Genomic DNA, 26,422 nt, shown 5'->3' with positions numbered 1-26,422 from the left:
TCCGTGGGTCTATTCTTCTTCCGGTTCAAGTAGTTCTTCAATAGGGACTTGAAGGACGGTCGCGAAGGCGCGAAGTTTGCTGGGGTTAGATAGCGATACTTTTTACATCTACCATGTTGCGGCGGTCATGGTTGACAACTTGCGTCGGCTCCTGCTCGGTATCAACCTGTCCGACAAAGCTGTAATGGATTTCGATTTTCCGGGTGTTGGTTTCCCGGTCTAATTCATGTATCAAAATACGGTCGATAAACTCATGGACGTTTTCATAGGTCAATTCCTGTATGTCGCTGTATTTCCCGACAATCTGAATAAACCTTGATATATCCCTTTTTCGCTCGGTAACGGTTGCGATCTGCTGTTGTAACTCGTCTATCCTTGCGGCAAGGGATTTCTTTTCGTCCTCATAGCCGGAAGTTAGAAACACAAACCGTTCATCTGTCAGTCTGCCTAATGCGTTGTCCTCATACAGCTTGCGGAAAAGCGTGTCAAGTTCGGTCATACGCGCCTGTGCTTTGAAAAGTTCCTTTTGCTGCTGCGCTAATGCCTTTCTCGCTTCCATGTCGCCGTACTCGGTAGCTTTACAGATAAAGTCCTGTTCGTGTTCCTTAACATACCGCAAAACCCGCCGCATATCTTCCAGCACTAAATCAAGAAGTACGTTTTTGCGGATATAATGAGAGGTACACTCGCTGCCTGTCCTTGCCCTGTTGCGCCATGCGCCGCAAGAATAGGAAAACTTGCGCGGCTCGATATTTACGCCCTGTTGGTAATACATCTTATGTCTGCAACCAGCGCAAAACAGCAAGCCGGAAAAAATATCAATCTCCGCTGCTTTTGTCGGGCGGTGGCGGGTAGCAATCCGCTTTTGCGCAAGTTCAAAGGTTTCCTCGTCAACAAGCGGCTCATGGGTGTTTGGGAAGAAATAGCGTTGTTCTTCTTCGTTCTTCCGGGTCTTTTTCGACTTGTAGGATACCTTGTGAGTTTTCGCGGTTATGGTATGCCCTAAATATTCCTGCCTTGCTAATATGTCATAGAGCGTTTTGTCCGGCCAAGTATAGGGGGCGATCATTGCCCGCTGATACCGCGCCTGTCCTGTACGCTGATAGCGCAACGCTCCAATCGTCAAGACTTTGTTTTCCGCAAGCCATTTTTGGATTTCGCACATACGCACGCCGCTAACAAACATAGCGAAAACCTGTTTGACAATCGGCGCGGTTTCCGGGTCGGGTATAAGGTGGTGGCGGTTGTTCGGGTCTGGGATATAGCCGTATGGATATTCCCCGTTGACGCGCTCGCCTTTTTGCGCCTGTGCCTGTTTAACTGCGCGGATTTTCTTGCTTGTGTCGCGGGCGTAAAACTCGTTAAACCAGTTCCGCAAGGGGGTAAACTCGTTATCCTCCCGCGCTGTGTCAACTCCGTCGTTGATCGCGATATAGCGTACTCCGTTTTCGGGAAATACAATCTCTATGAGTTCGCCCGTTTTCAGATAGTTTCTGCCAAGACGGGAAAGGTCTTTGGTAATGACCGTCGCCACTCGTCCGGCTTCCACTTCCTGCAACATCGCTTGCAGCCCCTCGCGCTCAAAACTCACGCCGGAAAATCCGTCGTCCACAAAAAACTTTGTGTTCAAAAAATGGTGTTCGTCCGCATAGCGTTGAAGTATCATTTTTTGGTGCTGTATGCTTCCGCTTTCTCCGGCTTGCATATCCTCTTGACTTAAACGGCAGTAAAGGGCGGTGATTTTATTCGACTGTAACATTAGTCCTCCTTTCCGACAGCCGAATAAACAGGTATAATGTGTTGCTATCATTATACCATATCCCGCCGCCTAATGCACTACTCGGACGCTAAAAATCCCGGATTTCCGGGCTTTTTCTGCAAATCCTTTACAATGAGTTTCTCAATCTTTTTATGGATTGTATCGGTTGCCTTTTCACTCGGCAACGCTTGAACAAGATAGGTGATTTTCCCTATTTTGCGTTCGGTTGTAATTGTCTGTTTTTTATCCATTAGAAAAACCTCCTTTTCCTGTATGGATAAACTATATTCGTCAAAAGGCAAAAACGGGCGGTTGTTAGCTGCAACCTCACGGGAGTTTCACCCCGGCCCATGCTTATGGGTGCGCCGCGCAATACTTTGAGGGTGTTCAACGCGGGAGTATCATTGTGCCGCCTTGTATGTCGTCGCCCACAAGCTGCTAAACCTGTTTTACGGCGCGGTAGTTCTCGCTCGGCTTTTCCCCTATGGGGAAAAGCTGTCATGGCGTACCCGCCGACTGGCTCGGTACAGACGGAATGTACCCGTTTGCCTGTTATGCTGCGCACCAAAGGCCGCTTTCTTTGTCAAAGAACAATAGGCTTTGTCGGCCTGCAAAAGCACATCAACAGCGGATATGCTTTTGCGGAACGACAAATAGCCCATAACGGGAAGCGTGGAAAGGGGACACGCTCCCCGCATGGGCTAAAAGATTATCCTACATGAAAAGCAAGGGTGCGGGTAATAAGGCGCACTTGCAGCCTGTTACGCATTTCCTCGTCCACATAGGAATAGGTATTGCCCGCGTCGTCTTTCAGCGTGCGGGTACAAAGTTTCGCTATGTAACCCTCGTAGTGCTTCAAGATCGCGCACATGGCGGTTGTGTCGCCGTTTGCCGCTGCGGAAATGACAGGGAACGGCAACAGATTTTCAGACTTCCTAACGGTATTCATCATCTGCTTTTCCCTCCAAATACTGTTTGATTTTCGCAAGCGCGGATTTCCTGTGCCGGAAAACCGTCGTGCGTACAACATTCAGCAGTTCGCCAATTTCCGCGTCGCTCATATCCAAGAAGTAGGACAAAAGGATAATGTCGCGTTTCCTTTCGGGCAAAGCGTTAAGGGCTTCGGCAAGCAGTTCATTTTTGACGAGTACATCAAAGCCGGACACTTGAAAACGGAAATAATCGCTTTCGTATTCGTCCGTTGTGAAAAGCTGCGCGAGTTCGCTTCCGCTCAAATCCGAAAAAGTAACTTCGCGTGCTGCGCGTTTCGCAAGAGTGCGGCGGTGGCTTTTCGCTTCGCCGACCAAAGTTTTCTTTGCTAATGCGTCGTACTGATGTTGTATTCTTTCCTTGTCGGAAGAAGATAGCTCCATAGAGTTCACCTCCTTCCCGCGTGGAGTAGAGGACGGGAGTTAAGGGCTTGTCCTCTCTGCCCCTTTCGCTCCGTACCCGTTCGGGAGATGGCTCTTGAGTGCGCTTTTCAGAAAAAAGTTGAAAAAAGCAAAATGCGCCCGTCCGCAAGACGCGGACGGGCGCAAAGGAAATGTAAGCAGTAGCTAAATGTATTGACAGTTCACATTCATAGCCGGAATATCCCGCTTGCGGAGCATAGCTTTTTTTGACCGCAAAGCATTAGGCGGGTTACAGTAAATAAAAATGGACACGGCGATACCTCCCCGATACCGCCGTATCCTTAAAAAAGGGCGACTTTAATACACTACCCGCAATCCATTCTATAATAGGGAACAGCGGCTTTTGCGCAATATTAAATAAAAAAGCCGATAACACATAGGTTTTTTGACCTAATGCGTTATCGGCTCTGCGTCTATGCGTCTGGCACTTTTAATCATTTTTTTTTGAATTTATTATATGTGTTAGCTAACTGTCCACAAGCCGCGTTAATCTCTCTGCCATGAGAAACTCTCATAGTAACTTCAAGTCCTGCTTGCTCTAATTGATGTTTGAATGCAACTATTTCCCGTTTCTGTGGTGCTTTAATTCTTGAATTGCTTGTTGGGTTGTATTGTAACACGTTAATCATAACTTTTTTGCCCCGAAACCATTTTGCAAGTTGTCTTACATCTGAGGGCCGGTCATTTATACCCGGTAAAAGCAAATACGCAAAGACAATTTTGCGATTATGCCTTTCAGAATAGGATAAGGCTTGCTTAACAACATCTTCAATAGCATATATGCGCATGTGAGGAATAATACGATTTCTTGCAGATTGTGTTGCTGCGTGTAAAGATATTGTCAACTGAATTTTAAGATGTTCCTCGCGCAATTTTTTTAATTGATCGACCGGACCAACTGTTGATATGGTAATGCCGTCGGTTGGAAAGTTGAGCCCATATCTATCTCGGAGAATATGGATTGCTTTTATCAAGTTGTCATAATTGAATAAAGGCTCTCCCATACCCATAAAAACGATACGGTTTACTTTTCGACGCAACAATATAATCTGTTGTACGATTTCTGACGATGTTAGATTACGAACAAAGCCATTTCGCCCGGACTCACAAAAAATACAACCAACAGGACAACCGACTTGTGTGCTCACGCAAACAGTTCCACCATCTCGCCGCTTGATAAAAACCGTTTCAATGTATTTGTTGTCTTTCAGTTCGTAAACATACTTTTCAGTATCACTGCTTTTGCAAATATTTTTTACCAACATTGATAGATTTTTTTTGCGTGGTAATTGCTTATATAATTCTTCATATAAGGCTTTTGCTTCATTCTCGCCAATAACTTCCGACATTTCTTTGTAAGTAAATCCGTATGGATCATTCCGTACTTCCGCAGGCGTATATTTAGGTAAACGTTTCATTTTTATATCCTTTCTTCTAAATAATAAAAGTTTGTTTTTCTGTATTTTTGATTACAATCTCTAATTTTTCTACATCAATGATATGCGTCAATTTGCATTTAGGGCAGAAAAGAGGAAAATCTTTTAATACAGTATTATGAAATACTTGAACTCTCGTCTTTCCGTTACAAATCGGACATTTTATCCAATATTTTTTAAGCATTATATTTCACTCGTCCTTTTTACACAAAAAAATGCAGGTCAATCCTCAACATGAGCATTGACCTGCATTTATAATGCACAGAGCAGTACAACAAAACTAAGGCATAGCTTGCACCATGTCTATACTATATCTATACGTCGTTAGTTTTTTGTATAGCATCCGCAAAATAAGCATGACAAAAAAGCCCATGTTGAAAATGGGAAAATCCTTTTTTTCAATGCTTATCTAATACGCATGCTATGCAACATAAACGCCGCCTCCTTTTACATAAATTTTATTTTATCAGAAAATCAGTCTACTGTCAATACACAACAGGAAGTATTTAACCTAATGATATGAATTGTGTGGACATATCCAAAAAGAAAGGTGAACTGTAAAATGTAACAGGGTGAATGAAAATGGCAAAAAGACCCGTACCATTGTACGACTTTAAGGCTTTCGGGGCAGCTATAAAAGCCGCGAGAAATGAATACGGCGAGAGCCGCAAAAAGGTAAGCGACGAGTTATATATTTCCCCGCGCTACCTTGCGAATATCGAGAACAAGGGACAACAGCCGAGTTTACAGGTATTCTATGACCTTGTAACCCGGTATCATATTTCGGTAGATCAATTTTTCTTCCCGAACAGCAATGCGGAGAAATCCACCGGGCGGCGGCAGCTTGACGCGCTGCTGGACGGTATGAGCGATAAAGGCATACGGATTGTAACCGCAACAGCAAGGGAGATAACGGAAGTCGAAAAAGCAGAGGATTAACCTCACAATATGAGAAATCGGGAGATTGCAGCGCATGGCGGCTGCAATCTTTTTTTGCGTCCAAAATCAAAGGAACGCGCAACAAATACCGCCTTTCGGTGGGGGTATGGAGTAGATAGCAAGCACAGCAAACGAGTACCCGTTTGCGGAAAATGCTTGTTGGGATAATCCCAAACCCTTATACCGAAAGGCGGTGCGGAAATGGAAAACCGAAAGAGAAATATACAGATGAAGTTTTACGTTACGGAAGAAGAAAAGCGGCTGATCGACGAGAAGATGAAGCAGCTTCCCATAAAGCAGTATGGGGCATACTTCCGTAAAATGGCGATAGACGGGTATATTCTTGTCGTTGACCGAAGCGACACAAAAGCATATATCCGGGAACTGCAAGCGGTGAGCCGGAACATCAACCAAATTGCAAAACGCGCCAATGCGACGGGGACGGTTTACAGGCAGGATATAGAGGACATTAAAAAGGCGGTGGACGAGATATGGCGGTTACAAAGACGCACCCTATTAAATCAACCTTAAAGGCTGCGATAGACTATATCTTAAATCCCGAAAAGACAGACGGGAAGCTGCTTGCGTCCTCTTTCGGCTGCGGGCTGGAAACCGCCGATATTGAGTTTGCATGGACGCGGGAAGCTGCCGGAGATCGCGGCACACATTTAGGGCGGCACTTGATACAATCCTTTGCGGTGGGAGAAACCACACCGGAAGAAGCGCACAAAATCGGCATGGAACTTGCCGGGGCGGTATTAGGCGGCAAGTATGAGTTTGTTTTGACAACTCACGTCGATAAAGACCATCTGCATAATCACTTGATTTTCAACGCGGTTAGCTTCGTTGACTACAAAAAGTACCATTCCAACAAGCAAAGCTATCACTTTATCCGGCGCACCAGCGACAGGATATGTAAAGAGCATGGGCTATCCGTCGTCGTACCGGGACAGGACAAGGGAAAAAGCTATGCAGAATACACCGCCGAAAAGCAAGGGACAAGCTACAAAGCAAAGCTGAAAACGGCGATAGATACTCTCATTCCCCAAGTGAAAGATTTTGACGAACTGCTGCGCCGCTTGCAGGAAATGGGGTATGAAATCAAACAGGGCAAATACATTTCCTTTCGCGCTGCCGGACAGGAACGGTTTACCCGCACAAAGACGCTCGGCGCGGCCTATACGGAAGAAGCGATAAAGGAGCGTATCAAGGGCGTGTATGTTGCCAAAACAAAAACGCTGCGGGAAGATAAGAAAATCCGGCTTGTCGTCGATCTTGAAAACAGTATCAAAGCCCAACAGTCGGCGGGCTATGAACGGTGGGCAAAAATCCATAATCTGAAACAGGCTGCTAAAAGCATGAACTTCCTAACCGAAAACAAGATTGAGTATTATAGCGAACTTGAAAGCAAGATAGCCGATATTATGACCGCTCATGACGCGGCGGCAAAGGCGGTTAAGGAAGTGGAACAGCGTATGTCTGATTTGTCGCTGCTTATCAAGCACACCACCACATACCGACAGTTAAAACCGATTTACGATGAATACCGAAAATCGCCGGACAAGGAAAAGTATCTGCGGGGGCATGAAAGCGAAATTATCCTGTTTGAAGCTGCGGCAAGGGCATTAAAGGAAATGCAGATAAAGAAGCTGCCCGATCTCGCCGCGCTGCGCAAGGAGTATAGAAGCTTAAACGACAGGAAAACCAAATTGTATGAAGATTATTGGCAAGCCAAGAAGCAAATGCAGGAATACGGCGTTGTCAAAAAGAACGTCGATAGTATTCTTTACCCGTCCCAAAGCAGGGCGCGGGAGCAGGAGCGATAAGGCGCAAAACATGGGGTGGCAAGTGGAATGTTAAGGGCTGAAAACGCCTGTGTTTCTGCGGCTTCCAGCGCATGAAAACGACATAGACGATAAAGTATATTCAAACCCGCAAAAACGGCTTTCTAATTGTCCACGCAAGGACAAAAAAAGAACAGGGGCGCGGTGCCGGAAATCGGCAACCGCGCCCCTGTTCTCTATGGGCTATTCCTCGTCGGTCAAGATAAACTCCCTTTCGGAAAACTCGCTGTCCGTCATGGCTTGCAGCTTGTTCACCGCTGCGGCGGCAAGCTGGCGCATATCCTCGTCCATGTAGGGCATGGCGGCAAGGATATTTTCAAGCGTTGTTTCCCGGCTGTCCTCGGCGTAGATCGCAACAATGTTTTCTTCCTCAATGGTAAAGCGGGTATTCATGCTATCAAACCTCCAAATCCTTTTTATGCTCTTTCTGTTTATCTTTCGGCTGCTGCGCCGCCTGTTTCTTGTATTCGTCCAGCTTCTTCAAAATGGACGGTTTTTTCTGCGGCTGTTCCCGTTTCTCGGCTTTTACCGCTTTTGCAAGGTCGGTAACGGAAATCGCTTCCCCCGCCTTTGCCCGCTGCTCAAAATCTGCAACGGTGGGCGTTTGCGGCGTATTGTTGATAAGCCCGTCAAAATTGTTGTCGTTCTGCTCTATGGTGTCCTCGACGTGCTTTAAGGGATTATCCCGCTGCGGCTGCTCGGCGGCTATGGCATAAGCCTGTGTGCCATTCCCCATAATGAGATACTTCCCGTCCTCCGACGCATGGTGAAAACCAAATCCCGCCGCTTCGATCTGTTCACGGCTCATATCGGTAATATGAAAATTGCCCCTCGGCGTTCTAACGGTTTCACCCGTCAAAAGGCTGTCGGGGGTCGCTTCCGGCTGCTGCTTTTCAAGCTGCCCGTCCTTGTAGGAATATCCTTGCGCCGCGATTGCTTCAAGGGTCTTGCCCGTAACGTCGCCATAAATCCGCTTGTCTGCGTCAACCAGCATTTGCAAAGTGTCTTGTACGGTGTCGGACAAGGCTTGCTGCTGTTCGGGCGGCAGCTTGTCAAATACGGGGGTCTGCTGCTCCTGCAAAAACTCCGGCACTTGCTGAAAACCGATACTGTCTACATAGTGGGCGGTGTCCTCGTCGTTCTGATGAAGCACAACAATGTCGGAAACGGAAAGGCTATGCCCCTTAAAGTCGGCGGGGTGGTCGATATTAAACCTTTCCCAAATGTCGCCCAGCGTCATATCCTTTGTAAGCGGTGCAGTATAGACGAGTTCATAATTTACCCGGTCAATGGTAAGTCCAGCCGCTTGCAGACGGTCATAAGGCTCAAAGCGCAAGTCCCTTGTTTCGTCCCCGCGCTTTAACTGATAAATGGAAAAGGTATCGCCCTGCTCCTGCTCGGCTTGCCGCTGCTGCTGCAACTCGGTAAAATGCCCCTCAATCTCGGTAATGAGTTCCTTTGCGGTGGTCTGTATTGTTTCAAGGGACGCTTTTAACTCGGTCATTTCCTTGCCGCTGCTCCAACCAGCCACATAGCCGAAAGAGTAATCGGAAGTATCAAGGCCGAAATGCTGGCAAACCGTATAAGCGACGCTTTCCGCTTCTACCTCGCAGGTATGGCGGTCAACGCGGTTTTGCTGCTCCGGCGGGGCGTTTAAGTCTACGTCGTGCAGCTTCGCATGCGCGATTTCGTGAATGGCGGTCTTTACCGCCTGTAATTCACTCACGCCCTCTTTGATTGCAATACGCTTGTCGGTCAAACTGAAATACCCATTTGCGCCGTTTGTGATCTGCTCAAATGCAATCGGGACGGGGGACGCTTTTTCAAGGGCGGCGAAAAAATCCTCGTACTGCTCCACATCGGCAAGCAGCGGTTTAACGGAAAGGTCGGGAAACTCCTTGCCCTCGGTCTGCGAAATATCAAAGACGGTTATAACCTTAAAGGCGGGGACGGTGATTTCCTTTTCTTCCTTTACCACTTTTCCCTCGCGGTCAAGCATGGGCTTTCTCGTTTCGGGGTCGATTTTATCAACCAGCTTTTTCACCTTGTAGGGCGCGGGGGCAAAGATTTTAATGCCTTTCTCGCCTTTCTTTACATGGCGGTCAAACTCCTTTTCCCATTGACGGAAGCCCATTACCAAATTGCCGCCCTGCATAGCAATTAGGATAGTGTTATTCAAACTATAATCATGGAACTTTGACATAGCGGTTAGAAACTCTTTGTAGCGGTCGCTGTCAAAAATCGCCTGTACGCCCTGTTCCAAACGCGCGGTGATCTCCTTTACCTTTTCGGCGGGCTTTTCGGAAGTAAGGATAATGGGGACGACGGGGCGGGGCTGCTGCGGCTCTGCGGCCTGTGCGTCTGCTTGCTGCGTTTCGGCTGCGTCCATATAGGCTTTGTCCTGTTCGCCGCGCTCCGGCTGCGGGTAACTCATAATGCGGTATTCTTCCGGCACTTCGCGCCCCTCAAACTGCCGTTCCCACTCGTCGCCGCTTTCCACGATATAGCCGTACTCGGTAAACGCGCCTTTTTCCTGCGCGGCAGCGTTCCTGCCAAAAGTAGAAAGGTCAATGCCGCCTTTCCATTCTTCGGGCATTTGTACCATGCCGGATTGATTTAAGTAATAGTCGCCCAAATCGTGGTAGTTATGTACTTCGGGGATATGGACGTAAAAATCCACGTTGTAGGTGAAGTCAATTACCTGTCCAATATTTGCAAGCCCGTTTTTCTGCTGCAAAGCTGCGTTCAGCTTGCCAACCTCGGCGGGGTCAAGCTGTTCGAGCCGCGCCGCAAGAAAATTGAGTTCGTCCACGTCGGCGGCGCATACCATTTCATAAGGCAAGGCAATATGTTTCTCCGGGTCGTCGGAATAGCCGCGAATGGAAAAATCCTGCGGGTTGTCGGCGGTAATGCCGACGTTCCGCATAGCTTCGTGCAACTGCTCCTTTGTGGCGGGCATATCCAACCAATAGCCGCCGGGGTCGCCCGCGTCAAAGCGGCTGCGGTTGCCTATCATAATAGAAAACTGTTCGCTCATGTGTTCACGCTCCTTTTCCTGCCCGGTATTTTCGGGGATAGCTGCCGCCTGTTGCTGCTGCGGGGGTTCTTCGCCCTCTATGGTGTAGTCCGGCATGAGCATACCGTTTACTTTGAAATAGTCGGCGTACTCCTGCGGGATAGGCGGGGAGATTTCCGTAAACAAGCGGTCATACGCTTTGATACGCCCATTCAGATACTTTTCCATAGCTGCCTTGTCGGTGAAAACCTTTCTATCTTGTCCGGCAATCTTCGCTTGGGTTCTGCTTGGGCTGTTGGTGCGCACGCTCCATGTAAGCGTCCATGAATACGGGATAGATTTCTGCGCTTCTTTGTCGTAGCGGGTATTCTCGTAAATGTAGTAATTCATCTGATATACCCGGTTGCTGCGAATATGGCGGTTATGCTCGGTGGTCTGCCACTCGTTAGCGGTGTGCTGGACGTGCGGCGTTCTCACATATTCAAGTGTTTTATCCAGCAAAAGCGTTCTTCCCGCCTGTTCTTCCCATGCGGCGGCGCGTTCTTTAAGGTCGTCAAAAATCGCCTGTTCTGCCGCCGCGCTTTCGCTGCGCATGGAAAGTAGCTGCGCAATCGGCAAGGAAGCATAAGGGGCAATCTCCCTGTCCTTTGCTTCAAAATATATCCGGCGTTCTATCCGCATGGTTTCGGCGGCTTCTAATTTGTCATGGTCGTATGAGGAATACGGCATATTCTTTCATCACGTCCTTTCTCGGTCATATAAGGGTTTGGGACTATCCCAACAAGCAAAATGCCCGCGCTCTCTATGGGAAGCGCGGGCATTTCTCGCAAACGGGTACTCGTTTGCTGTGCTTGCTATGTAGTTGTTTTTATCCGTAAACGCCTGTTTCTCTCGCTTTGGGCTTTCTGTCTGCGGCGTATCTTTGCCGCGCAATCGGGGCAGTATTTCGCCCGGTTGCTGCCCGCCGCAAACGTGCTGCCGCATACCGCGCAACGCTTCAAATCGGTTTCCCCGCTGCGGGTGATCTGTTCGCAAAGCTGCCTGTCGGCGGGTAATACCGCTTCGCGGAAATAGCGGCATAGCAGCGAATAGCTGATACTCTGCACACAAACGCAAGTTTCCCCGTCGTCCAGCAGCAGACAATTCCCGCAATCGTTGTTTGCACAAGCGGCGCGGGTCATTTTCTTTACGGCGCGGTATTGCTTTTCATCAAGCCTTATCATTTTCGGTTCTGCTCGACGCGGAAGTTTACATACTTGCCGCCTGTGTCGGCAAGCAGCACAACTCCGTCAAAGGTCTTTCCCGTCTTGGTCGAGTACATACCTTTGATTTTTACCTTTCCGTCTTTCAAAAGGGCGGCGGCAATCGCCTTTGTGAAAGCCTTTTTGCGCTGCTCAAAAAAGCGGTCATTCTTCCACATCACAAAGCTGCAAGCCCTGTCGGAGCAGTAAAAGTTTTTCTTGCCCTCGTAAACCGCCGCGCCGCAACGGGGGCAAGTGCCGATTGCTTCCCGCTGCGGGGTAAACAGCTTCGCTTTATCCTCGGAAATCGCGGAATAGGTCTTGACAAGCCCCGCTGTCATTTCCTCAATCCCGCGCATGAAGTCGGCGGGGCTGTCGCTGCCCTTTGCAATCCCGGTAAGGCGCGTTTCCCATTCTGCCGTAAGCTGCGGGGACGTAAGGCTGTCGGGCAGAATAGCGACAAGGTTATACCCGTCCTTTGTGGGGATTAGCTTTTTGCCCTTGCGCTCGGCAAAGCCCGCGCTAATGAGTTTTTCAATGATACCCGCCCGCGTCGCGGTGGTGCCTAACCCTTTGCGCTCCGCGTCCTCCGGCGTGTCCTCCTTTCCCGCACTCTCCATAGCCGAAAGTAACGTATCTTCGGTAAATGCCTTTGGGGGCTGCGTGTAACGTTCGGAGATCTCCGCTGCCGGATTGTCAAAGGTCTGCCCCTCGGCAAGCGGGGGTAAAACCGCTTCCGGCTCTGCGTCCTCGTCCTGTTCCCCGGACGCGGCGCGGGATAGTCTTTCAATCTCGCGCCAACCCTCGCAAAGCGTCGTCCTGCCCTTTGCGGTAAAGGTATAGCCGCCGCAAGTGAAAACCGCCGTAACCGCTTCATACTCATAGGGCGCGGCAACGGCGCAAAGCAGTTTTGCGCACACAAGGGTCATTAGCTTTTTCTCACTTTCGGCAAGGGAAGAAAAGCCCGTTTTCACAAACTCCGCTGTCGGCAAAATGGCGTGATGGTCGGTTACTTTGCTGTTGTCGCAAATCCTCGCAAGGTCGGCTTGCAGCTTCACGCCCTGCATAAAGGGGAGAGCAGCGCAAAGGCCGGTGATAAGTTCCTTTGTGCTGCCCTCCATATCGGAAGTGATATATTTGCTGTCGGTGCGGGGATAGGTCAAAAGCCGTTTTTCATAAAGGGCTTGCGCATAGTCAAGGGTCTGTTTCGCCGTAAACCCATACAAACGGTTTGCTTCCCGCTGCAAGGCGGTGAGGTCAAACAGTTTCGGCGGGGCTGCGGTCTTTTTCTCTTTTTTAAGGGAAGTACAAACGGCCTGCGATTTCTCGCAAGCCGCTTTCATCTGCCGCGCCGCCGCTTCGTCGTCCTGCCTTTCGGAAAGGGCGGCAACGCCGCCAACGTCCAGCCGGACGACATGATATTTCTCTTTCTTAAAGCTGCTGATTGCATAGTCGCGGTTTACCAGCATAGCAAGGGTGGGCGTTTGCACTCTGCCGACATTCAATGTTTTATGGTAGAGGATAGAGAAAAGGCGGGTCGCGTTAATGCCAATGAGCCAATCGGCCTTTGCTCTGCAAAGCGCGGATTGATAGAGGTTGTCATAGCCGCGCCCGTCTTTGAGATTTGAAAAGCCCTCGCGGATTGCACTTGCTTCCATGCTGCTAATCCAAAGGCGGGAAAAGGGCTTTTTGCAATTCGCCTGTTCATAGACAAAGCGGAAAATGAGTTCCCCCTCGCGCCCGCTGTCGCAAGCATTGATAATCTCGGTAACGTCGCTGCGGTGCATAAGGTCTTTGAGAATGGAAAACTGCTGCTCCTTGCCGCTGGCAACAATAAACTGCCACTCCTGCGGGACAATGGGAAGATCGTCGTACTTCCATTTACGGAATTGTTCATTGTAGGTCGCCGCGTCTGCAAGGCTAATCAAATGCCCGATACACCACGACACAAGGTAGCCGCCGCCCTCAAAATATCCGCTGCGCTTTTCATTCGCGCCCATAACGGCGGCAATCGCCGCCCCGACGCTCGGTTTTTCTGCAATTACAAGTTTCATAGATTATCGTCCTCCTGCTCGGTCTGTTCGGTTTCGACTACTTCCGTTTCCTCGTCGTCCTCGTCAAAATCAAGGTCGTCAAGGCTGCTGCTGCCTTTCGCCGCGTCCTTTTTGGGCTTCAAAATCTTAAAGTAGTAGAACGCGCCGCCGCCCGCTGCGGCAACAAGCAGCACGACAAGCAGAATACCCATGCCGCCGCCTTTTTCTTCTTCCGGCGGCTGCTCGGTTTCTTCCGGCTCCGGCTCGGCTTCCACACCCGCGCACTCGCTCATGTTGACGCTGCAAACCGGGCAAGCGGTGTTGACGCTTCCGGCAACGCATTTATCGGTGCAGCTACAAACGGGGGCTTCGGTCTGCCCGTCCTCCATAAGGGCGGTTAAATCCGCTTCGTCCACTTGGTTAAGGAAATGGACGGTATTTTCCCCGTCCTCGGCGCGGTCAATGATGATGTAAAAATAGTTGCCACTTTTGGTAACGACGGTGATAAACTGCTTGTCGCCGGACGCTTCACCCGTTATATCGTCCACAAGGGACATATTCCCGTCCGGGGTAAGGGGCTGCGGCTCATAGCCGCCCGTCGTTTCTTCCGGCTCGGTTTCCGGCGCGGGGGTTTCCTCGGTTACGGGGGTAGGCGTGTCGTCGCTTTCATCGCCACCGCCCGCATAAGCGGTAACAGAAAAGCCGCACATGATAACCAGTGCGGCAAGCAATACGGTAAACTTTCGGATTATCTTTTTATTCTTCATTGTCGTTGTCCTCCTGTTCGGCGGGGTAAGTGGCTTCCGGCTGCGGCAAGGTGATTTCGCCGCTGGCGTAAGCGGAGAGGAACGCGGCAAGCTGCGTCCCGTCAAGGTGTACCGCCTTTACCATTTGCACGATCTGCGCGTTTTCTTCCTCGACTTTCTGCGCTTCAAGGTCTTTCAGCTTCTTTTGCTGTTCAAGGATTTTTGCCCTCGTTTTCTCAATATCCCTTTCGATACGGTCAAGTTTCGTGTTCGCCATAGTCATTTACTCCTTTCCAAACTGTTCTTTCCATGAATAGCTGCGCCCCAATCCCTTAACGGTTTTAAGATAGGGCATAGCGTTTTCTTCCAAAGTCGCCGCCCGGTTAAATAGATCGGGATAGTGTTCTTTGAGATATAAAATCTCTTGTTTCTTCATGCTCGGACAAAAGAAACAGGACGATTTACCCGGCTGCGGCAATCCTGCCGCTTTGATTTCCCGGATACAATCGTCCCTGTTCCAGCCCCATTCTTCAATGAGGGGGTAGCGGTTATGATATTTTTTGTCGGCTTCGTTGTACTTGCGGGAATGTTCATACCGTTTCACTTCTCCCGCGTCATAGCCGATATAGCGGTTGACTTTCTCGCCGCGCTGCCATACTTCGCGGCAAGGCGCATAGTGGTTGCAAAACTTTTCCTGCGGTGCGATTTTGTGTTTCTGCGAACAACGCTTATGCCCGTAGGCAATCGACGGGAGCGTATGAGAGCGCAAGCACTCGGTTTCAAGAGATAGGCGGTTGCCGTAGCGGTCAACATACTGCACAACGGTAATCTGCGGCATACCGTGTTCCGCAAGCCATTGATTGATTATCTCGATAAATTGATAGGTATGCGGGTGTTCCGCGCCCGTATCGGCAAAGGTGATAAGGTCAATCGGGATTTTGTGCTTGTATAGGCCAATAAGTAAGGCGGCACTATTCGTGCCGCCGCCAAAAGATACAATATTCATTTTTCAACTCCTTTTAATTGTAATTTAACCGCCCGTAGGCGTAAAAGTGGGATTGCCAATAGCTGGTGTCCAGCTTTGAATACTGGATAGGGTCGCCACAATGCAGCATGACGGGGCTTCCGTCCCCGTCCTCGCCCACATAAATCCCCACATGGGAAACGCCGGGGGTGTCGTATGTACCCGTAAAGAACACCAAATCCCCCGGCTGCGGGTTAGAAACAGGGGTTGAGATGTTGTAAAGCCCTTGCGCCCCAAGTCTGCCCGTATTGTATAGGCCGCTGTTCGTCAACACATAACTCACAAAGCCGCTGCAATCAAAAGAGGTTTCCGGGGTGCTGCCGCCCCACACATAGGGAAAACCGACGTATTTATCTGCTTCCTCCATGAGCCGCGCAAACTTTTCATCGGAACCCAGCAGCGCGGCGGGTACTTCATAATCGGCGGGCGGGTTTTCATAGTATTTAGACACATAGCCGGATTGCGGGAAAAGGTCGGGTCTGTTTCCCAGCGACGACATATACATAGCGTACATGGATAGCTGTTCTTCGCCCATGATGTAAACGGGGACATGGGAGAGGTTGAAGTTTTCCAAATCCACATGAAGAATGTAATAGTTATAGGGGACTTCAACCGTATAGGGGTTGCCCTCGCTGTCCGTCCTTGTTTCGGTGCGGTAGCGTACCTGTACTTCTTCCTCGACCGTCAAGATATACTGTTTCTCAAAGAGCATTTCAAGGGTGCTTTGCACTTCATCGAGTGTAAACACGCCCTCATGCCACGCGGAAAGGATAGAAATTAGCACATAGGGGTCATGCTCGATCTCGTCCGCGTTTACCCGGTATTCGTCATAGCCGGGGTATTCGCTTTCGATATTGTCCAGCATATCTTGTAACTCGGCTTCCATAGCGGCATACGCGCTTTCCGCGCCCGTTATATCCGCGTCCTCGGAGAGATAGGACGACGCAATCAAGCCGCTGCCGCTGTTGCCGCCAAAGAGGGAGCAAGAGGACAGCCCGCCGAAAAGCAGCAGCACGATAAAGGCAATTCCGCCCACAATCAAGCAGCCTTTCCAATGCCGGACGACAAAGAACGTCGCCCGTTTGGTTTCCTGCGCGGTTTTCTTCGCTGCCTTTGCGGTGGCTTCGGCGGTCTTTTTCACTTTGCTGCCCGCTTTCAGCGTCTTTGCATACTGCTTTTTAATGCGCTGCTTCTGCCAAAACCGGGAAACGGGATTTGAGTGCGCAAGGGCGGGATTATCGTGCAACGCCTTTTGATAGAGGAAATCGGCGTTTGCCTTTACCGCTTTTTTCTCCGCTACCGCCGCTGCCCGGTAGGGTTTCAGCTTATGGCTGCGTATGCTGCGCTTTGCTGACCGCGCCGCCATACCGCCCGCTTTCTCGCCCGCGAGTTCTACCCGGTGTCCGCTTTCCACACCGACGTTTTCTTTCTCTACCTCGTAGATTTTCCCGTGTACGGTATTGTTTAACTCTTGCGCCGGACGGGATAAGGGGTTATGCCGCAACTTGCCGTTTGGGGGCTTATCCGTCTTTTCAAAGGAAAGGCGCGTTTTTGCCTTGCCTTTCGCTTCGTCAAAAACGCGCTCTTTCTTGATTTTGGTCTGCTTGGGGATAGCCGCCCGCGCTGCGTCTAAACGGTCTGCCGCTTTCTCGGATTTACGGATAGCTTTCTGCAATTCCGGCGTTGCCCGTTCCGCTTCGGAAAACTGCAAGCGGGAAGTATGGGTTTTTAGCTGCGCCGCGTCAAGAGCTTTTTTCTCCGCGCCCTTTGCCGCTTGCCGTTCAACCTCTGCGCCGATATGCTGAAAAGCCTTTTCCGCTGCCGCCGTTGCGGGAGCTGCATAGTTTTCCTCCTGCGGCCTTTCGCTGATACTCGTTGTTTCGCCCGTCGTGAGGTTTTCCGCAACCGCACCGTCGCGGGTCATTTTCTGCGTTACCTTGTCGGGGGCTTTTAATTCCTTGCTCAATCTTCATCACCTCCAATCCGCTGTTTTGCAAGGGTGCAGTATTCGGGGTTTAACTCAATGCCGATATAGCGGCGCGAAAGGTGCTTTGCCGCCGCTGCGGTGGTGCCGCTGCCTAAAAAGGGGTCAAGGACAATCCCGCCCACGGGACAGCCCGCCAAAATGCACGTTTCCGCAAGTTTGGGCGGGTATGCCGCGAAATGCCCGCCGCGATAGGCAACGTTGTTGATCTGCCAAACGTTGCGGCGGCTGCGGACGGGGGAAATCAACTCGTCGGCGTATGCGCCCTTTTCGCGGGGGCGGTTGATTTTCTGAGGCTGGTTCTGCCCCGGAACAGTAACGGCATATTTGTTACCTTTGCCAACGCCGCTTTTCAGCCGCTCCGCCGTTGCGGGGGCTATCGGCTCGGCTACTGCTTGCCAATCGTAGTAATATTTCTTCGACTTGGTGAGCAAAAATACATACTCATAGCAGCGGGTCGGACGGTCTTTGCAGCTTTCCGGCATGGGGTTTGTTTTGTACCAGATGATAGAACTGCGCAAATACCAACCGTCGCCCCGCAAGGCAAGGGCTACAAGCCACGGGATACCGATTAAATCTTTGGGCTTGCAGCCGGGGGCGCGGTGGTTGACCGCCACTTGCTGCCCGTTCCTGCCTTTGGGATATTTGGGGTCTTGGTGGCCGGCTTTGCTGCCTGTGCCGCAATAAGTGTCCGCGATATTCAGCCAACAAGTGCCCTCCGGCGTAAGCACCCGCTTTACCTCATGGAAAACCGCCGTAATGCGGGAAACGTATTCCTCCGGCGTTGCTTCCCGCCCGATCTGCCCGTCTGCGCCGTAGTCCCGCAAGCCGTAGTAGGGCGGGGACGTTACGCAACAGTCAATACAGTTTTCCGGCAAGGTTTGAAGCACCTGCAAGCTGTCGCCGCAATAGATTTTATCCGTTTCTATCCTCATGCCGACACCTCGCCGGGCTTGGTCGTCATCACGCGATAGAGTTCTGTGTCCTGCGGGAAACGGTCAATAAAGGGCAAAATCACGTTGCCGTAGAAGATAAGCCCCTCGCCCGCGTCGGAATGGGTTACATAGGTCATTTGCTGCTGTGAAATGTTAAGCTGCTTTGCAAGGATTTCCCGGTCGCCCTGCGCTTGGTTGAGCATATACACAAAATCGCTGTTTTCAAAAACGTTTGAAACTTCTCTGCTCGTCAAAAGGTCTTTGACGTTCTGCGTAATGCCTGTCGGAATACCGCCCCATTTCCGAAAACGCTTCCAAATCTCAACGGAATAGGCGGCGGTCTGTTCCTCTTTGAGCAGCAAATGAAACTCGTCGATGTAGTACCGCGTCGCCTTGCCCTCGCTGCGGTTGAGCGTTACGCGGTTCCACACCTGGTCTTGGATAATGAGCATACCGACTTTTTTAAGCTGGGTGCCGAGTTCCTTAATGTCAAAGCAGACAAGGCGGTTGTGAATGTCAACGTTTGTGCGGTGGTTAAACAGGTTCAAGCTGCCGTTTACATACAGTTCCAACGCCGACGCGATACGCTGCGCTTCCTTTTCCGGCTGCTTCCTAATCTCGTTGTAGAGGTCGCCCAAAACCGGCATATTTTCCGGCTTCGGGTCTGCAAGGTAGCTGCGGTACACGCTGATAACAGCGCGGTCAATCAAGGTCTTTTCAACGGCTTCCAGCCCGTTTTTACCTCCCATGATTAACTCGCAAAAGGAAAGGATAAAGTCGCTCTTTAACGCTATGGGCGTGTCGCCCTCGCTGTAATTGAGGTTAATATCCATCGGGTTAATGTACTGCGTACTGTTCTGCGAAACCTTGATAACCTGTCCTTTCAGCCGTTCCACAAGGGGGTAATATTCGGCTTCGGGATCGCAAATGATAATATCGTCTGCGGTAATGAGAAAAGCGTTGGTGATCTCGCGTTTAGCCGAAAAACTCTTGCCGCTTCCCGGTGTGCCGAGTATCAAGCCGTTAGGGTTTTTCAGCCGTTTTCGGTCGCACAAAATCATGTTGTTGGAAAGGGCGTTTAAGCCGTAATACAACGCTTCGCCGCTTTGGAACAACTCTTGTACCGTAAAGGGGACAAAAATAGCGGTGCTGGAAGTCGTCAAGCCCCGCTGGATATGGATTAGGTTTTCCCCCAACGGGATAGAGGACATAAGCCCCTGTTCCTGCCGGTAGTCAAGGCGGGTGAGCATACAGTTGTATTTCTGCGCGATACTTGCGGCACTGAATACGTCGTTATCCAATTTCTGCTTGGTGTCTGCCACATTCAAAACTAACAGCGTAAGTAAAAACATTCGCTCGTTCCGGCTCTGCAAATCCCGCAAAAGGTTTTTCGCTTCGCCGCCGTAAGTAGCAAGATCGGACGGGATTATATCCATATCGTAGCCGCTGCGGATTGCCTTTTTCTGTTCCTCGATTTTCATGCGGTCAAGGTCGGTGATTTTCCGCTTGATGGTCTTGATCGCTTCGTTGTGGTCGATACTCTGAATGTGCAGATTGACGACAATCCCGTTTTCCGCTTCCATGAAGTCGGCAAGCATACGGTCTGAAAGTTCCGGCGCGACGATCTGCAAAAAGGAAACCGCGCCAAACTTCCCGCCCATTTGAAACATTCGCCCGTCGCCAAAACGGAAAGAGGACGGGGCAATAAAGTCTTTGACGGAAAGGCCGCTTGCGGGTAGCCATTCCCACGCAAAGTTGAAGCGTTCCCCGTCCGGGTGGAAAAGCCCATGCAGCACTTCAAGCCGCTGCTTCCCGTCCAGTACCCGCGCCGCCGCGCCGATTACCTTAAAATGGTTGAGGGTGTCCGTTTCGATACGGGCAAGCCGCGCCCGCGCCGATTTAATGTCTTTTGCTTCAATGGTAAAGGTGAGAAACTTGGTCTTGATAAGCCCGTTGTTGCCCCGTTCAAGCTGCGTTTGCAGCATTTCGGTGTACTCGGCTCTGATACTGTCAAAGTCGTCATTCTGCGGCGCAATCGTGATACTGCTTTTGAAATCGTCCTTGTTCGCATGGCGGCTGATTAAGGAAAGCTGCACGCCAATAGAAGCGTCAAAGGAATTATACATATCGCAAAGGGCTTCAAAAATGGCGGTCTTGTCGTCCGGCTGCGCAAGCTGATAGTTAATATCTTCAAACTCAATGCACTTGGAATACCGCCCGTTTGCAAGGCGGCAAATCCCGTCCTTATACATTCGTTCAAACGGTATGCTGTCCTGCGCCGTATGGGGCTTCCCGTCGCCCTTTGACTGCCGGATAAGCGCGTCGATCTGTTTCTTTTCCTGCCGCGTAAGTTTACGCTTTTTGTTTTGGGTCTTTCCCTTTTCCTTTGACAATCGCCCGTACCTCCTTATCTAATCGCTCCTGCCGCGCAAGGGCGGTATAAAAATTGTTGGTCTGATAAGGTCGCTCTTTGGGGCGAAGAAACTTCACTTCCACAAATTGCCGTATAATCACTTCCAGCGGTTGCCCGTTCTTCTCGTACATAGCGAGTAGGAACATGGGCAGCATGGCAAGCACCATGCACAAAGCCGCCGTTGTCGTTCCCGCGCTGTCCTTTGTCAAAAAGAATAGCGGTAGCCCGATAGCCACCGCCGCGCCGAAACAGAGTAATTGTCTTTTGGTAAGGTTGAACATTACCTTGCTCTTGATTTTGGTTAAATCCTTTGGGACGGTTACATACGCCATTTCAAACCTCCTTTCCGGCAAACCGTATGTCGCTTTTGATTTCATTTCCCCATACGTCCCAACCAGGGGTATGCTGCCTTGCAAACAGTTCAATACGCGGTAGGTCGCCCATAAGGGCAAGTATCTTTTCCCGCGTTATATCCGGCTTTTTGCTGTGCTGCTCAACAGGGGAAATAATAAATTGATGTACCTTGTTTGATTGTCGCTTCGGGTGTCCTTTGGTAGCAAGCAAGCAGATTTCCGCATTTCCTCGCGTCCAAAAGCCCAAGCCATAAAACCAAGTGGGCGATTTCCGATTTTGCTTTAACCATACAAAGGCAACGGATTTATAGGTAAATCCCCAAGCCTTGATTAACTGCAACGCTTCTTTAAGCTGCGGGAACGTCGCCCATAGGAATAAAATACAGTCCTTATCCGCAATTTCTTTGACGGGTAAAGCGCAAAGTTCCTCAATACTCATAGTGGGATAGTGCTTTTCCGCTGCGCCCTGTACCTTGCTTCTCGCGTATCTCCAAGGGGGATCGGCGTAAATGATTTTGTATTTCTTCATCTGCACCCCCTTAATGCGCGCTGAATACGGATTTTGCAAGGCTTCCCGTTTTGAAAAGCGTAAAACACAAGAGGACGGTATAGCCCATGCAAGACCAGATCGCGCCGGATATGTCATCGGTTGCTGCGATTGTCTGTATCAAAACCGCATAAATACCGACGCACACAAGAATTAGAAAAGCCTGAAAACCGAGGGCAAGCAAGGATTTTAAGTAGTTCTGTCCCATGCCGCCCCATTCACGATTTACCATTGTCGCAACGGGGATAGGGGCGATACTCGTTACAAGGTATATTTCAATCATGCGCCCGTACACCACCAGCATGATACAGATAGACAACGCTTTCATGGTAAGCCCCACAAAGAGTGATTGAAACCATAGCCCCAAAAGCCCGCCGACGCTCATAGCGTCCAGCTTTGCTTCTATATCGGTGATAACGGTTGCAATATCTATGCTTGTGTCGGATATGATAACGCCCGCGCTGTCGTTGACGACGCTCTGTGTAATGTCAAATACGCCCATGACGATGTTCCAAGTATTTGTTACCAGCAGCACCGCAACAAAGGTTTTGAAAATCCACTTGAAGAAAATCCAAGTGTCGAGATCGTGCAGATTGTTTTTCTCAATTACAAGCTGGATTAGTTCGTAGCACATGACAAAGGTAATGATAACGCCCGCAATCGGCACAATGACGTTTTCCGATAGGCTGCGTATCATATTGAATATGCCCGCGTTCCACCCGGCGGGGGTTGTGCCGACTTGCGTTGCGATTTCTCCAACCTCTGTATTTACGCTGTCGAACAGCCCGGAGAGATTAGAGAGTATTCCGTCTGTCAAAATGCCGCGAAACCAATCTTCAATCATCTGCCATATCAAAAGCTAATCCCTCCTTTCCCGCGCCCTCCCGCGTGAAGCGGGAGAGCGCGGCGGGTAGTGTTAGTTTGTGGCATTATCCAAACAGGCCGGAGAGCAGCGGGACAAGGGTAAGGCCGATAAGGGCAACGCCGCCGCCCGCCATCAACTGTTTCATGCCCTGCGACTTTACTGATGTGCGATAAAGAAGTAATAGAAATGTAAAAAATTTTGCCGTTCCTATCCGGCACTTGGCCATTGTGTCGGATAGGTCGGGCGTTAGGCTTCGGGCAAGTCAATCTTGCCGACAAAGCTGTAATAAATCTCAATGTCCTGCCTGCGGGTGCCGTTCTCGTCATAGCTACACTCATGCACGACGATTTTTTCAATCATTTCCCGCAAGAGGGTGGGGGTCAATTCCTCAAAGGCAAGGTGCTTTCGGACGATACCCATAAACTTTTCCGCGTTGACGGTGGCGGCCTGCGACTTGTCCAGTTCGGCCTGCAAAGCGGCGGCGCGGTCTTTCAGTTCCCGCTGTTCCTGCTCATAGTCTGCTGACAGTTCCATGAAACGCTCGTCACTGATTTTGCCGTTCACATTGTCCTCATACAGCCGCTTAATAATGCGGCTCACTTCGGCAATGCGCTCCTGCGCCTGTTCAAGCTGCCTGGTGGTTGCGGCGGTCTTTCTCTTGCCGCCGATCTCGTTCTGCTGGATAAGCAGCTTCACAAAGCGGCTCTCATGCTTGGCGGCATACTCCGTCACTTGCCGGAGATTGGAGAGGACACCGGCGGTCAACAGGTCGGTGCGGATAAAGTGCGCCGTACAGTCGCGGGTGCGCTTCTTGTAGCTGCCGCAGATGTAACAGTCCTGCTTGCGGTTCTTGTTCTGATACCGCTGCTGGTACATCACATGGCCGCAGTCGGCGCAGAACAGCATACCGGAGAACAGCCCCACTTCATCATAGCGGTTCGGGCGTTTGCGCTGCTTGCGTAACTCCTGCACGCGCTCCCATGTTTCCCGGTCTATGATAGGCTCATGGTGGTTCTCAAAAATGGCCTGCTTCTCCACGGGGTTCTCTACACTGTGTTTGACCTTGTAAGAGGGCTTTTCCGTCTTGAAGTTTACCAGACAGCCGGTGTACTCCCGGTTTTCGAGGATATGAACGACGGTGTTTGTCGCCCATTTACACTCATAGCCGGGGTGGTAGCGGCGTGTGCTGCCTGTCCTGCGGTATTCCAGCGTCCCCGGCGTGGGGATTTGCTGCTCCGTAAGCATACGGGCAATCTTGGTCGGGCCATTCCCGGCAAGGCAAAGCTGGTATATCTGCTGGACAACCGGCGCGGTTTCCTCGTCAACGATATAGTTCTCGTCCTCGTCCATGAGGTAGCCATAGACCGGCTTGCTGGTAACAGGCTTGCCGCTCATGCCTTTTGCTCGTTTTACTGCCTTGATTTTCTTGCTCGTATCTCTCACCAGCCATTCGTTGAACAGATTTCGCAGAGGGGTAAAATCGTTGTCCATGCTGCCGTTTGCGCTGTCCACATTGTCGTTGACAGCGATAAAACGCACTCCCTTTTGAGGGAACAGCATTTCCGTGTAAAACCCTACCTGCAAGTAGTTTCGCCCTAACCGGCTCATGTCCTTGACTATGACGGTTCCGACTTTCCCGGCTTCAATGTCTGCAAGCATGGCTTGAAAACCGGGTCTTTGAAAGTTCGCGCCGGAGAAGCCGTCGTCGGTGTACCAGCGCAGATTAGTAAAGCCGTTCTGCTTGGCGTAGGTTTCCAAAATCCTTTTCTGGTTCGATATGGAATTACTCTCGCCTTGCAACTCGTCCTCATGGGACAATCTCGGATAAAGGGCGGTAATGAGGTTTTGGGTGGCTTGTCTTAACATAAAATCCTCCGTTTCCGACAGCCAGCCCCACTATTCCGTGGTTTCATTGTACCACGGAATAGGGCGGGCTGTATAGCGGCAAAAGTGTAAAATCTGCTTCTTTATGATTTGTCAAATTGCCGGTTTTTGTGTAGCAGCGGCTTCCGCTTCCAGTACCCGCGCCATTTTGTCGGCGGCGGTGGTGGTAGTGTCTTTCTTGAAATAGCCGGACACGACAAGGACGGAATTGCCCATGCGGATTTCCGTCACGCAGTCGGGGCGGCGGGTGGTGCGGGTGTCGGGCTGCTTGTTATCTGCCATAGGCAATACTCCTTTCAGTCGGTAATCAGTTTCTTCATGCTCTCCATTTTCCGCTGCGCGGCTTCCTGCCGGAAGTTGTCGCCGGTAAAGCGTACCGGGACGCACATGGAAAGCAGGCGGTCATAAATCCGGGAATGGGCGGTGTCCTCCGGGTTCCGCAGGTCGTCCAGCGTGAGGTTGGTCGTGACGATCAGCGGCTTGCTGCTGCGGTAACGGCTGTCAATCACATTGAAAACCTGTTCCAGCCCGTATTCCGTCCCGCGCTCCATGCCGAAGTCGTCAATGATAAGCAGCGGATAGCGGCAAAGGCGGGAAATGTACTCGTTGCGGTTCTCAAAGCTGGCGGCAAGGTCGTTGAGGATAAGGGCAAAGTTCGTCATGTGGACGGGGATTTCTTTCTCCATGAGGGCGTTTGCGATACAGCCCGCAAGATAGCTTTTCCCGGTTCCCACGCCGCCCCAGAACAGGCAGCCGATATTGTCGGCTCGCATATCCGCCCAATGCTCCACATACCGGCGGGCAATCCCGGCCTGCGGGTTCCTGCCGTTGTCGTTCTCAAAAGTCCAGTCCCGCATGGTGGGGTCGGTAAAGCCCCGGCGTTTCAGTTCTTCCACGGTGTCAAGGTGCCTGCGCCGCTTCTCGGCGGCCTCCCGTTCCTCGCGGGCGGTTCTCTGGCAGTCGCACTCTGCCGGGTGACGGTCACGGCCAAAGATAGCGGCCTTATCCGGCGCAAAATAGGCTTCTTTCGGCTTGCGGCACTTGCCGCAGTACAGTAAACCGTCCTCGCCGGTGTAGTCCTCCGGCTCCGGGGCGGTGGTCGTCATATTCTCCAAAACAGCGTTGATTTCGTTCTTCATAAACTCTCGCCCTCCTTGCATGAGTAGTCTGGTATGCCCTTTTTCGGGGCTTTCTTTTTGTCGTTCCCCGCCCATATCCGCAGGGCGGCGGCATAGTTCTGGTAGCTTTTCCCGTTGGCGGCAAGGTAGCGGCTCATTTCCTCGATGAACCGTTCCAGCCTGTCGGGGTACTCTGCCTGCAACTCGTCGTATTCGGTCTGCGACAGAAAAATATTCTGGTATCGGCCATAGGGCGCGGGCGGCTCCCCACTCACTCCCTTTGTTTGGCTCTCTGTAAGGTTGTTTATAGTAGTTTGGTTAGGGGACGGTTTTCCGACCATCATAAGGTCGGTTTTCTGACCATCAGTAGGACGGTTTTCCGGCTCTATGAGGGTCGGATTTCCGGCCATCAGTTGGTCGGAAAACTGTACCTGTGGCACTCGCGGCACTTTGACATAAAGCCGGTTCGGTGCGGAGAAGCCGCCCCGTTCCCGTTCCAGCAGCCCCGCCATGTCCAGTTCATTAAGCGCCCCCTTTATGGTGGTGCTGCCCTTATCCAGTATTTCGGCTATCTCCGCGATTGGATAGATAATATATATCCTGCCCTCGTCGTCCTGCCACTTGTTCTTCTGGGAGAGTGTGGAACGGTCTAACAGCAGCGAATACAGCAGCTTGGCGGTCTGGGAAATCTCCATTTTCAGCAGGAAACGGGGGTAGGGCAGATAGATAGGCAGCGGCGTGTCTGCCATGATATAATCAGCGATAGTATCACCTCCCTGTGTTCGGGTTGATTGTGGTGTTTTGTCACGCCTTAGAACGGCGTTTCCGGGGGAAAAGGATAAATGTATCGCGTACCCTTTGACACTCACGAAA

26 protein-coding genes and 1 pseudogene are annotated in these 26,422 nt (G+C 50.8%); 3 read left to right on the top strand and 24 right to left on the bottom strand.

All coding sequences use genetic code 11. The features are described from left to right. Nucleotides 1-85: 85 nt before the first annotated feature. The 6 genes from I2G69_RS12410 to I2G69_RS12385 all read right to left on the bottom strand — a co-directional run bounded on the left by I2G69_RS12410 (nt 86) and on the right by I2G69_RS12385 (nt 4,791). A complete protein-coding gene (locus I2G69_RS12410; RefSeq protein WP_002604471.1) occupies nt 86-1,759 on the bottom strand; it encodes a recombinase family protein in 1,674 nt (557 codons plus the stop codon). A gap of 77 nt (nt 1,760-1,836) precedes the next feature. Next, nucleotides 1,837-2,010 carry a transposon-encoded TnpW family protein gene (locus I2G69_RS12405; protein ID WP_002604472.1) on the bottom strand — a complete coding sequence of 58 codons (174 nt, stop codon included), beginning with the start codon at nt 2,008-2,010 and terminating at the stop codon, nt 1,837-1,839. 458 nt (nt 2,011-2,468) lie between these two features. Further along, nucleotides 2,469-2,711 (bottom strand): helix-turn-helix domain-containing protein, encoded by a 243-nt coding sequence (locus I2G69_RS12400; protein ID WP_002604473.1) that lies wholly within the window; start codon nt 2,709-2,711, stop codon nt 2,469-2,471. Continuing rightward, entirely contained in the window at nt 2,695-3,132 is a 438-nt protein-coding gene (locus tag I2G69_RS12395) for a sigma-70 family RNA polymerase sigma factor (RefSeq protein WP_195560844.1), read from the bottom strand. Before I2G69_RS12395 ends, I2G69_RS12400 begins: the two co-directional genes overlap by 17 nt. Before the next feature lie 473 nt (nt 3,133-3,605). After that, complete coding sequence (gene rlmN, locus I2G69_RS12390; RefSeq protein ID WP_002584956.1) at nt 3,606-4,589, bottom strand: 23S rRNA (adenine(2503)-C(2))-methyltransferase RlmN; 984 nt, start codon at nt 4,587-4,589, stop codon at nt 3,606-3,608. A 16-nt stretch (nt 4,590-4,605) separates the two neighbouring features. Beyond that, nucleotides 4,606-4,791 carry a cysteine-rich KTR domain-containing protein gene (locus I2G69_RS12385; RefSeq protein WP_003431289.1) on the bottom strand — a complete coding sequence of 62 codons (186 nt, stop codon included), beginning with the start codon at nt 4,789-4,791 and terminating at the stop codon, nt 4,606-4,608. 398 nt (nt 4,792-5,189) lie between these two features. Between I2G69_RS12385 and I2G69_RS12380 the strand changes: the two genes are divergently transcribed. From I2G69_RS12380 to I2G69_RS12370, 3 genes are all read left to right on the top strand, one after another. Next, nucleotides 5,190-5,546, top strand: a complete 357-nt coding sequence (locus I2G69_RS12380; RefSeq protein ID WP_002584957.1) for a helix-turn-helix transcriptional regulator — start codon at nt 5,190-5,192, stop codon at nt 5,544-5,546. Between the two features lie 201 nt (nt 5,547-5,747). Then, the gene (locus tag I2G69_RS12375) at nt 5,748-6,077 is read left to right on the top strand and encodes a plasmid mobilization protein (protein WP_002584958.1); all 330 of its coding nucleotides are present in this window, start codon (nt 5,748-5,750) and stop codon (nt 6,075-6,077) included. Further along, nucleotides 6,038-7,372 (top strand): relaxase/mobilization nuclease domain-containing protein, encoded by a 1,335-nt coding sequence (locus I2G69_RS12370; RefSeq protein WP_155202595.1) that lies wholly within the window; start codon nt 6,038-6,040, stop codon nt 7,370-7,372. Before I2G69_RS12375 ends, I2G69_RS12370 begins: the two co-directional genes overlap by 40 nt. A gap of 201 nt (nt 7,373-7,573) precedes the next feature. On the opposite strand, the gene I2G69_RS12365 is transcribed toward I2G69_RS12370, so the two are convergent. The 18 genes and pseudogenes from I2G69_RS12365 to I2G69_RS12280 all read right to left on the bottom strand — a co-directional run bounded on the left by I2G69_RS12365 (nt 7,574) and on the right by I2G69_RS12280 (nt 26,418). Further along, complete coding sequence (locus I2G69_RS12365) at nt 7,574-7,783, bottom strand: transposon-transfer assisting family protein (RefSeq protein ID WP_002584960.1); 210 nt, start codon at nt 7,781-7,783, stop codon at nt 7,574-7,576. A 4-nt stretch (nt 7,784-7,787) separates the two neighbouring features. Continuing rightward, entirely contained in the window at nt 7,788-11,135 is a 3,348-nt protein-coding gene (locus I2G69_RS12360; RefSeq protein WP_002584961.1) for a YodL domain-containing protein, read from the bottom strand. Nucleotides 11,136-11,260: 125 nt separating this feature from the next. After that, nucleotides 11,261-11,629, bottom strand: coding sequence for a cysteine-rich VLP domain-containing protein (locus I2G69_RS12355; RefSeq protein ID WP_002584962.1), 369 nt, complete (start codon nt 11,627-11,629; stop codon nt 11,261-11,263). Further along, nucleotides 11,626-13,701, bottom strand: a complete 2,076-nt coding sequence (locus tag I2G69_RS12350; RefSeq protein ID WP_002584963.1) for a type IA DNA topoisomerase — start codon at nt 13,699-13,701, stop codon at nt 11,626-11,628. The genes I2G69_RS12355 and I2G69_RS12350 overlap by 4 nt, the downstream gene beginning before the upstream one ends. Then, complete coding sequence (locus I2G69_RS12345; RefSeq protein ID WP_002584964.1) at nt 13,698-14,447, bottom strand: DUF4366 domain-containing protein; 750 nt, start codon at nt 14,445-14,447, stop codon at nt 13,698-13,700. Before I2G69_RS12345 ends, I2G69_RS12350 begins: the two co-directional genes overlap by 4 nt. Next, nucleotides 14,437-14,703 (bottom strand): DUF4315 family protein, encoded by a 267-nt coding sequence (locus I2G69_RS12340; protein WP_002584965.1) that lies wholly within the window; start codon nt 14,701-14,703, stop codon nt 14,437-14,439. The genes I2G69_RS12345 and I2G69_RS12340 overlap by 11 nt, the downstream gene beginning before the upstream one ends. Before the next feature lie 6 nt (nt 14,704-14,709). Further along, nucleotides 14,710-15,432 carry a phosphoadenosine phosphosulfate reductase domain-containing protein gene (locus tag I2G69_RS12335; RefSeq protein WP_002604475.1) on the bottom strand — a complete coding sequence of 241 codons (723 nt, stop codon included), beginning with the start codon at nt 15,430-15,432 and terminating at the stop codon, nt 14,710-14,712. A 13-nt stretch (nt 15,433-15,445) separates the two neighbouring features. Further along, nucleotides 15,446-17,374, bottom strand: coding sequence for a C40 family peptidase (locus I2G69_RS12330; RefSeq protein WP_430750807.1), 1,929 nt, complete (start codon nt 17,372-17,374; stop codon nt 15,446-15,448). A 38-nt stretch (nt 17,375-17,412) separates the two neighbouring features. Next, nucleotides 17,413-18,369 carry a DNA-methyltransferase gene (locus I2G69_RS12325; protein WP_055271303.1) on the bottom strand — a complete coding sequence of 319 codons (957 nt, stop codon included), beginning with the start codon at nt 18,367-18,369 and terminating at the stop codon, nt 17,413-17,415. Then, nucleotides 18,366-20,762, bottom strand: coding sequence for a VirB4-like conjugal transfer ATPase, CD1110 family (locus I2G69_RS12320; RefSeq protein WP_055271301.1), 2,397 nt, complete (start codon nt 20,760-20,762; stop codon nt 18,366-18,368). Before I2G69_RS12320 ends, I2G69_RS12325 begins: the two co-directional genes overlap by 4 nt. Continuing rightward, nucleotides 20,722-21,114, bottom strand: coding sequence for a PrgI family protein (locus tag I2G69_RS12315; RefSeq protein ID WP_002604479.1), 393 nt, complete (start codon nt 21,112-21,114; stop codon nt 20,722-20,724). The genes I2G69_RS12320 and I2G69_RS12315 overlap by 41 nt, the downstream gene beginning before the upstream one ends. Nucleotide 21,115: 1 nt before the next feature. Beyond that, nucleotides 21,116-21,664 carry an MT-A70 family methyltransferase gene (locus tag I2G69_RS12310; RefSeq protein ID WP_002604480.1) on the bottom strand — a complete coding sequence of 183 codons (549 nt, stop codon included), beginning with the start codon at nt 21,662-21,664 and terminating at the stop codon, nt 21,116-21,118. Between the two features lie 10 nt (nt 21,665-21,674). Continuing rightward, nucleotides 21,675-22,538: a VirB6/TrbL-like conjugal transfer protein, CD1112 family gene (locus tag I2G69_RS12305; RefSeq protein WP_002604481.1), complete on the bottom strand. Its 864-nt coding sequence runs from the start codon at nt 22,536-22,538 to the stop codon at nt 21,675-21,677. 73 nt (nt 22,539-22,611) lie between these two features. Next, nucleotides 22,612-22,704 (bottom strand): annotated as a pseudogene (locus I2G69_RS14585) (Maff2 family mobile element protein); the annotation flags it as partial. A gap of 89 nt (nt 22,705-22,793) precedes the next feature. Continuing rightward, entirely contained in the window at nt 22,794-24,413 is a 1,620-nt protein-coding gene (locus I2G69_RS12295) for a recombinase family protein (RefSeq protein ID WP_070087575.1), read from the bottom strand. A 111-nt stretch (nt 24,414-24,524) separates the two neighbouring features. Further along, the gene (locus I2G69_RS12290; RefSeq protein ID WP_070087576.1) at nt 24,525-24,713 is read right to left on the bottom strand and encodes a transposon-encoded TnpW family protein; all 189 of its coding nucleotides are present in this window, start codon (nt 24,711-24,713) and stop codon (nt 24,525-24,527) included. A gap of 14 nt (nt 24,714-24,727) precedes the next feature. Then, nucleotides 24,728-25,570 (bottom strand): ATP-binding protein, encoded by an 843-nt coding sequence (locus I2G69_RS12285; protein WP_070087577.1) that lies wholly within the window; start codon nt 25,568-25,570, stop codon nt 24,728-24,730. Then, the gene (locus tag I2G69_RS12280) at nt 25,567-26,418 is read right to left on the bottom strand and encodes a replication initiator protein A (RefSeq protein WP_083262784.1); all 852 of its coding nucleotides are present in this window, start codon (nt 26,416-26,418) and stop codon (nt 25,567-25,569) included. Before I2G69_RS12280 ends, I2G69_RS12285 begins: the two co-directional genes overlap by 4 nt. Between the last annotated feature and the right edge of the window lie 4 nt (nt 26,419-26,422).

The organism is Anaeromassilibacillus sp. D41t1_190614_C2, assembly GCF_015558525.1.
Taxonomy (GTDB): domain Bacteria; phylum Bacillota; class Clostridia; order Oscillospirales; family Acutalibacteraceae; genus Anaeromassilibacillus; species Anaeromassilibacillus stercoravium.
This window is presented reverse-complemented; position numbering and strand designations above follow the sequence as displayed.

Coding starts and splice junctions, on each gene's coding strand:
- I2G69_RS12410 (WP_002604471.1), bottom strand. CDS start 1,759: ATGTTACAGTCGAATAAAATCACCGCCCTTTACTGCCGTTTAAGTCAA.
- I2G69_RS12405 (WP_002604472.1), bottom strand. CDS start 2,010: ATGGATAAAAAACAGACAATTACAACCGAACGCAAAATAGGGAAAATC.
- I2G69_RS12400 (WP_002604473.1), bottom strand. CDS start 2,711: ATGATGAATACCGTTAGGAAGTCTGAAAATCTGTTGCCGTTCCCTGTC.
- I2G69_RS12395 (WP_195560844.1), bottom strand. CDS start 3,132: ATGGAGCTATCTTCTTCCGACAAGGAAAGAATACAACATCAGTACGAC.
- rlmN (WP_002584956.1), bottom strand. CDS start 4,589: ATGAAACGTTTACCTAAATATACGCCTGCGGAAGTACGGAATGATCCA.
- I2G69_RS12385 (WP_003431289.1), bottom strand. CDS start 4,791: ATGCTTAAAAAATATTGGATAAAATGTCCGATTTGTAACGGAAAGACG.
- I2G69_RS12380 (WP_002584957.1), top strand. CDS start 5,190: ATGGCAAAAAGACCCGTACCATTGTACGACTTTAAGGCTTTCGGGGCA.
- I2G69_RS12375 (WP_002584958.1), top strand. CDS start 5,748: ATGGAAAACCGAAAGAGAAATATACAGATGAAGTTTTACGTTACGGAA.
- I2G69_RS12370 (WP_155202595.1), top strand. CDS start 6,038: ATGGCGGTTACAAAGACGCACCCTATTAAATCAACCTTAAAGGCTGCG.
- I2G69_RS12365 (WP_002584960.1), bottom strand. CDS start 7,783: ATGAATACCCGCTTTACCATTGAGGAAGAAAACATTGTTGCGATCTAC.
- I2G69_RS12360 (WP_002584961.1), bottom strand. CDS start 11,135: ATGCCGTATTCCTCATACGACCATGACAAATTAGAAGCCGCCGAAACC.
- I2G69_RS12355 (WP_002584962.1), bottom strand. CDS start 11,629: ATGATAAGGCTTGATGAAAAGCAATACCGCGCCGTAAAGAAAATGACC.
- I2G69_RS12350 (WP_002584963.1), bottom strand. CDS start 13,701: ATGAAACTTGTAATTGCAGAAAAACCGAGCGTCGGGGCGGCGATTGCC.
- I2G69_RS12345 (WP_002584964.1), bottom strand. CDS start 14,447: ATGAAGAATAAAAAGATAATCCGAAAGTTTACCGTATTGCTTGCCGCA.
- I2G69_RS12340 (WP_002584965.1), bottom strand. CDS start 14,703: ATGGCGAACACGAAACTTGACCGTATCGAAAGGGATATTGAGAAAACG.
- I2G69_RS12335 (WP_002604475.1), bottom strand. CDS start 15,432: ATGAATATTGTATCTTTTGGCGGCGGCACGAATAGTGCCGCCTTACTT.
- I2G69_RS12330 (WP_430750807.1), bottom strand. CDS start 17,374: ATGACCCGCGACGGTGCGGTTGCGGAAAACCTCACGACGGGCGAAACA.
- I2G69_RS12325 (WP_055271303.1), bottom strand. CDS start 18,369: ATGAGGATAGAAACGGATAAAATCTATTGCGGCGACAGCTTGCAGGTG.
- I2G69_RS12315 (WP_002604479.1), bottom strand. CDS start 21,114: ATGGCGTATGTAACCGTCCCAAAGGATTTAACCAAAATCAAGAGCAAG.
- I2G69_RS12310 (WP_002604480.1), bottom strand. CDS start 21,664: ATGAAGAAATACAAAATCATTTACGCCGATCCCCCTTGGAGATACGCG.
- I2G69_RS12295 (WP_070087575.1), bottom strand. CDS start 24,413: ATGTTAAGACAAGCCACCCAAAACCTCATTACCGCCCTTTATCCGAGA.
- I2G69_RS12290 (WP_070087576.1), bottom strand. CDS start 24,713: ATGGCAGATAACAAGCAGCCCGACACCCGCACCACCCGCCGCCCCGAC.
- I2G69_RS12285 (WP_070087577.1), bottom strand. CDS start 25,570: ATGAAGAACGAAATCAACGCTGTTTTGGAGAATATGACGACCACCGCC.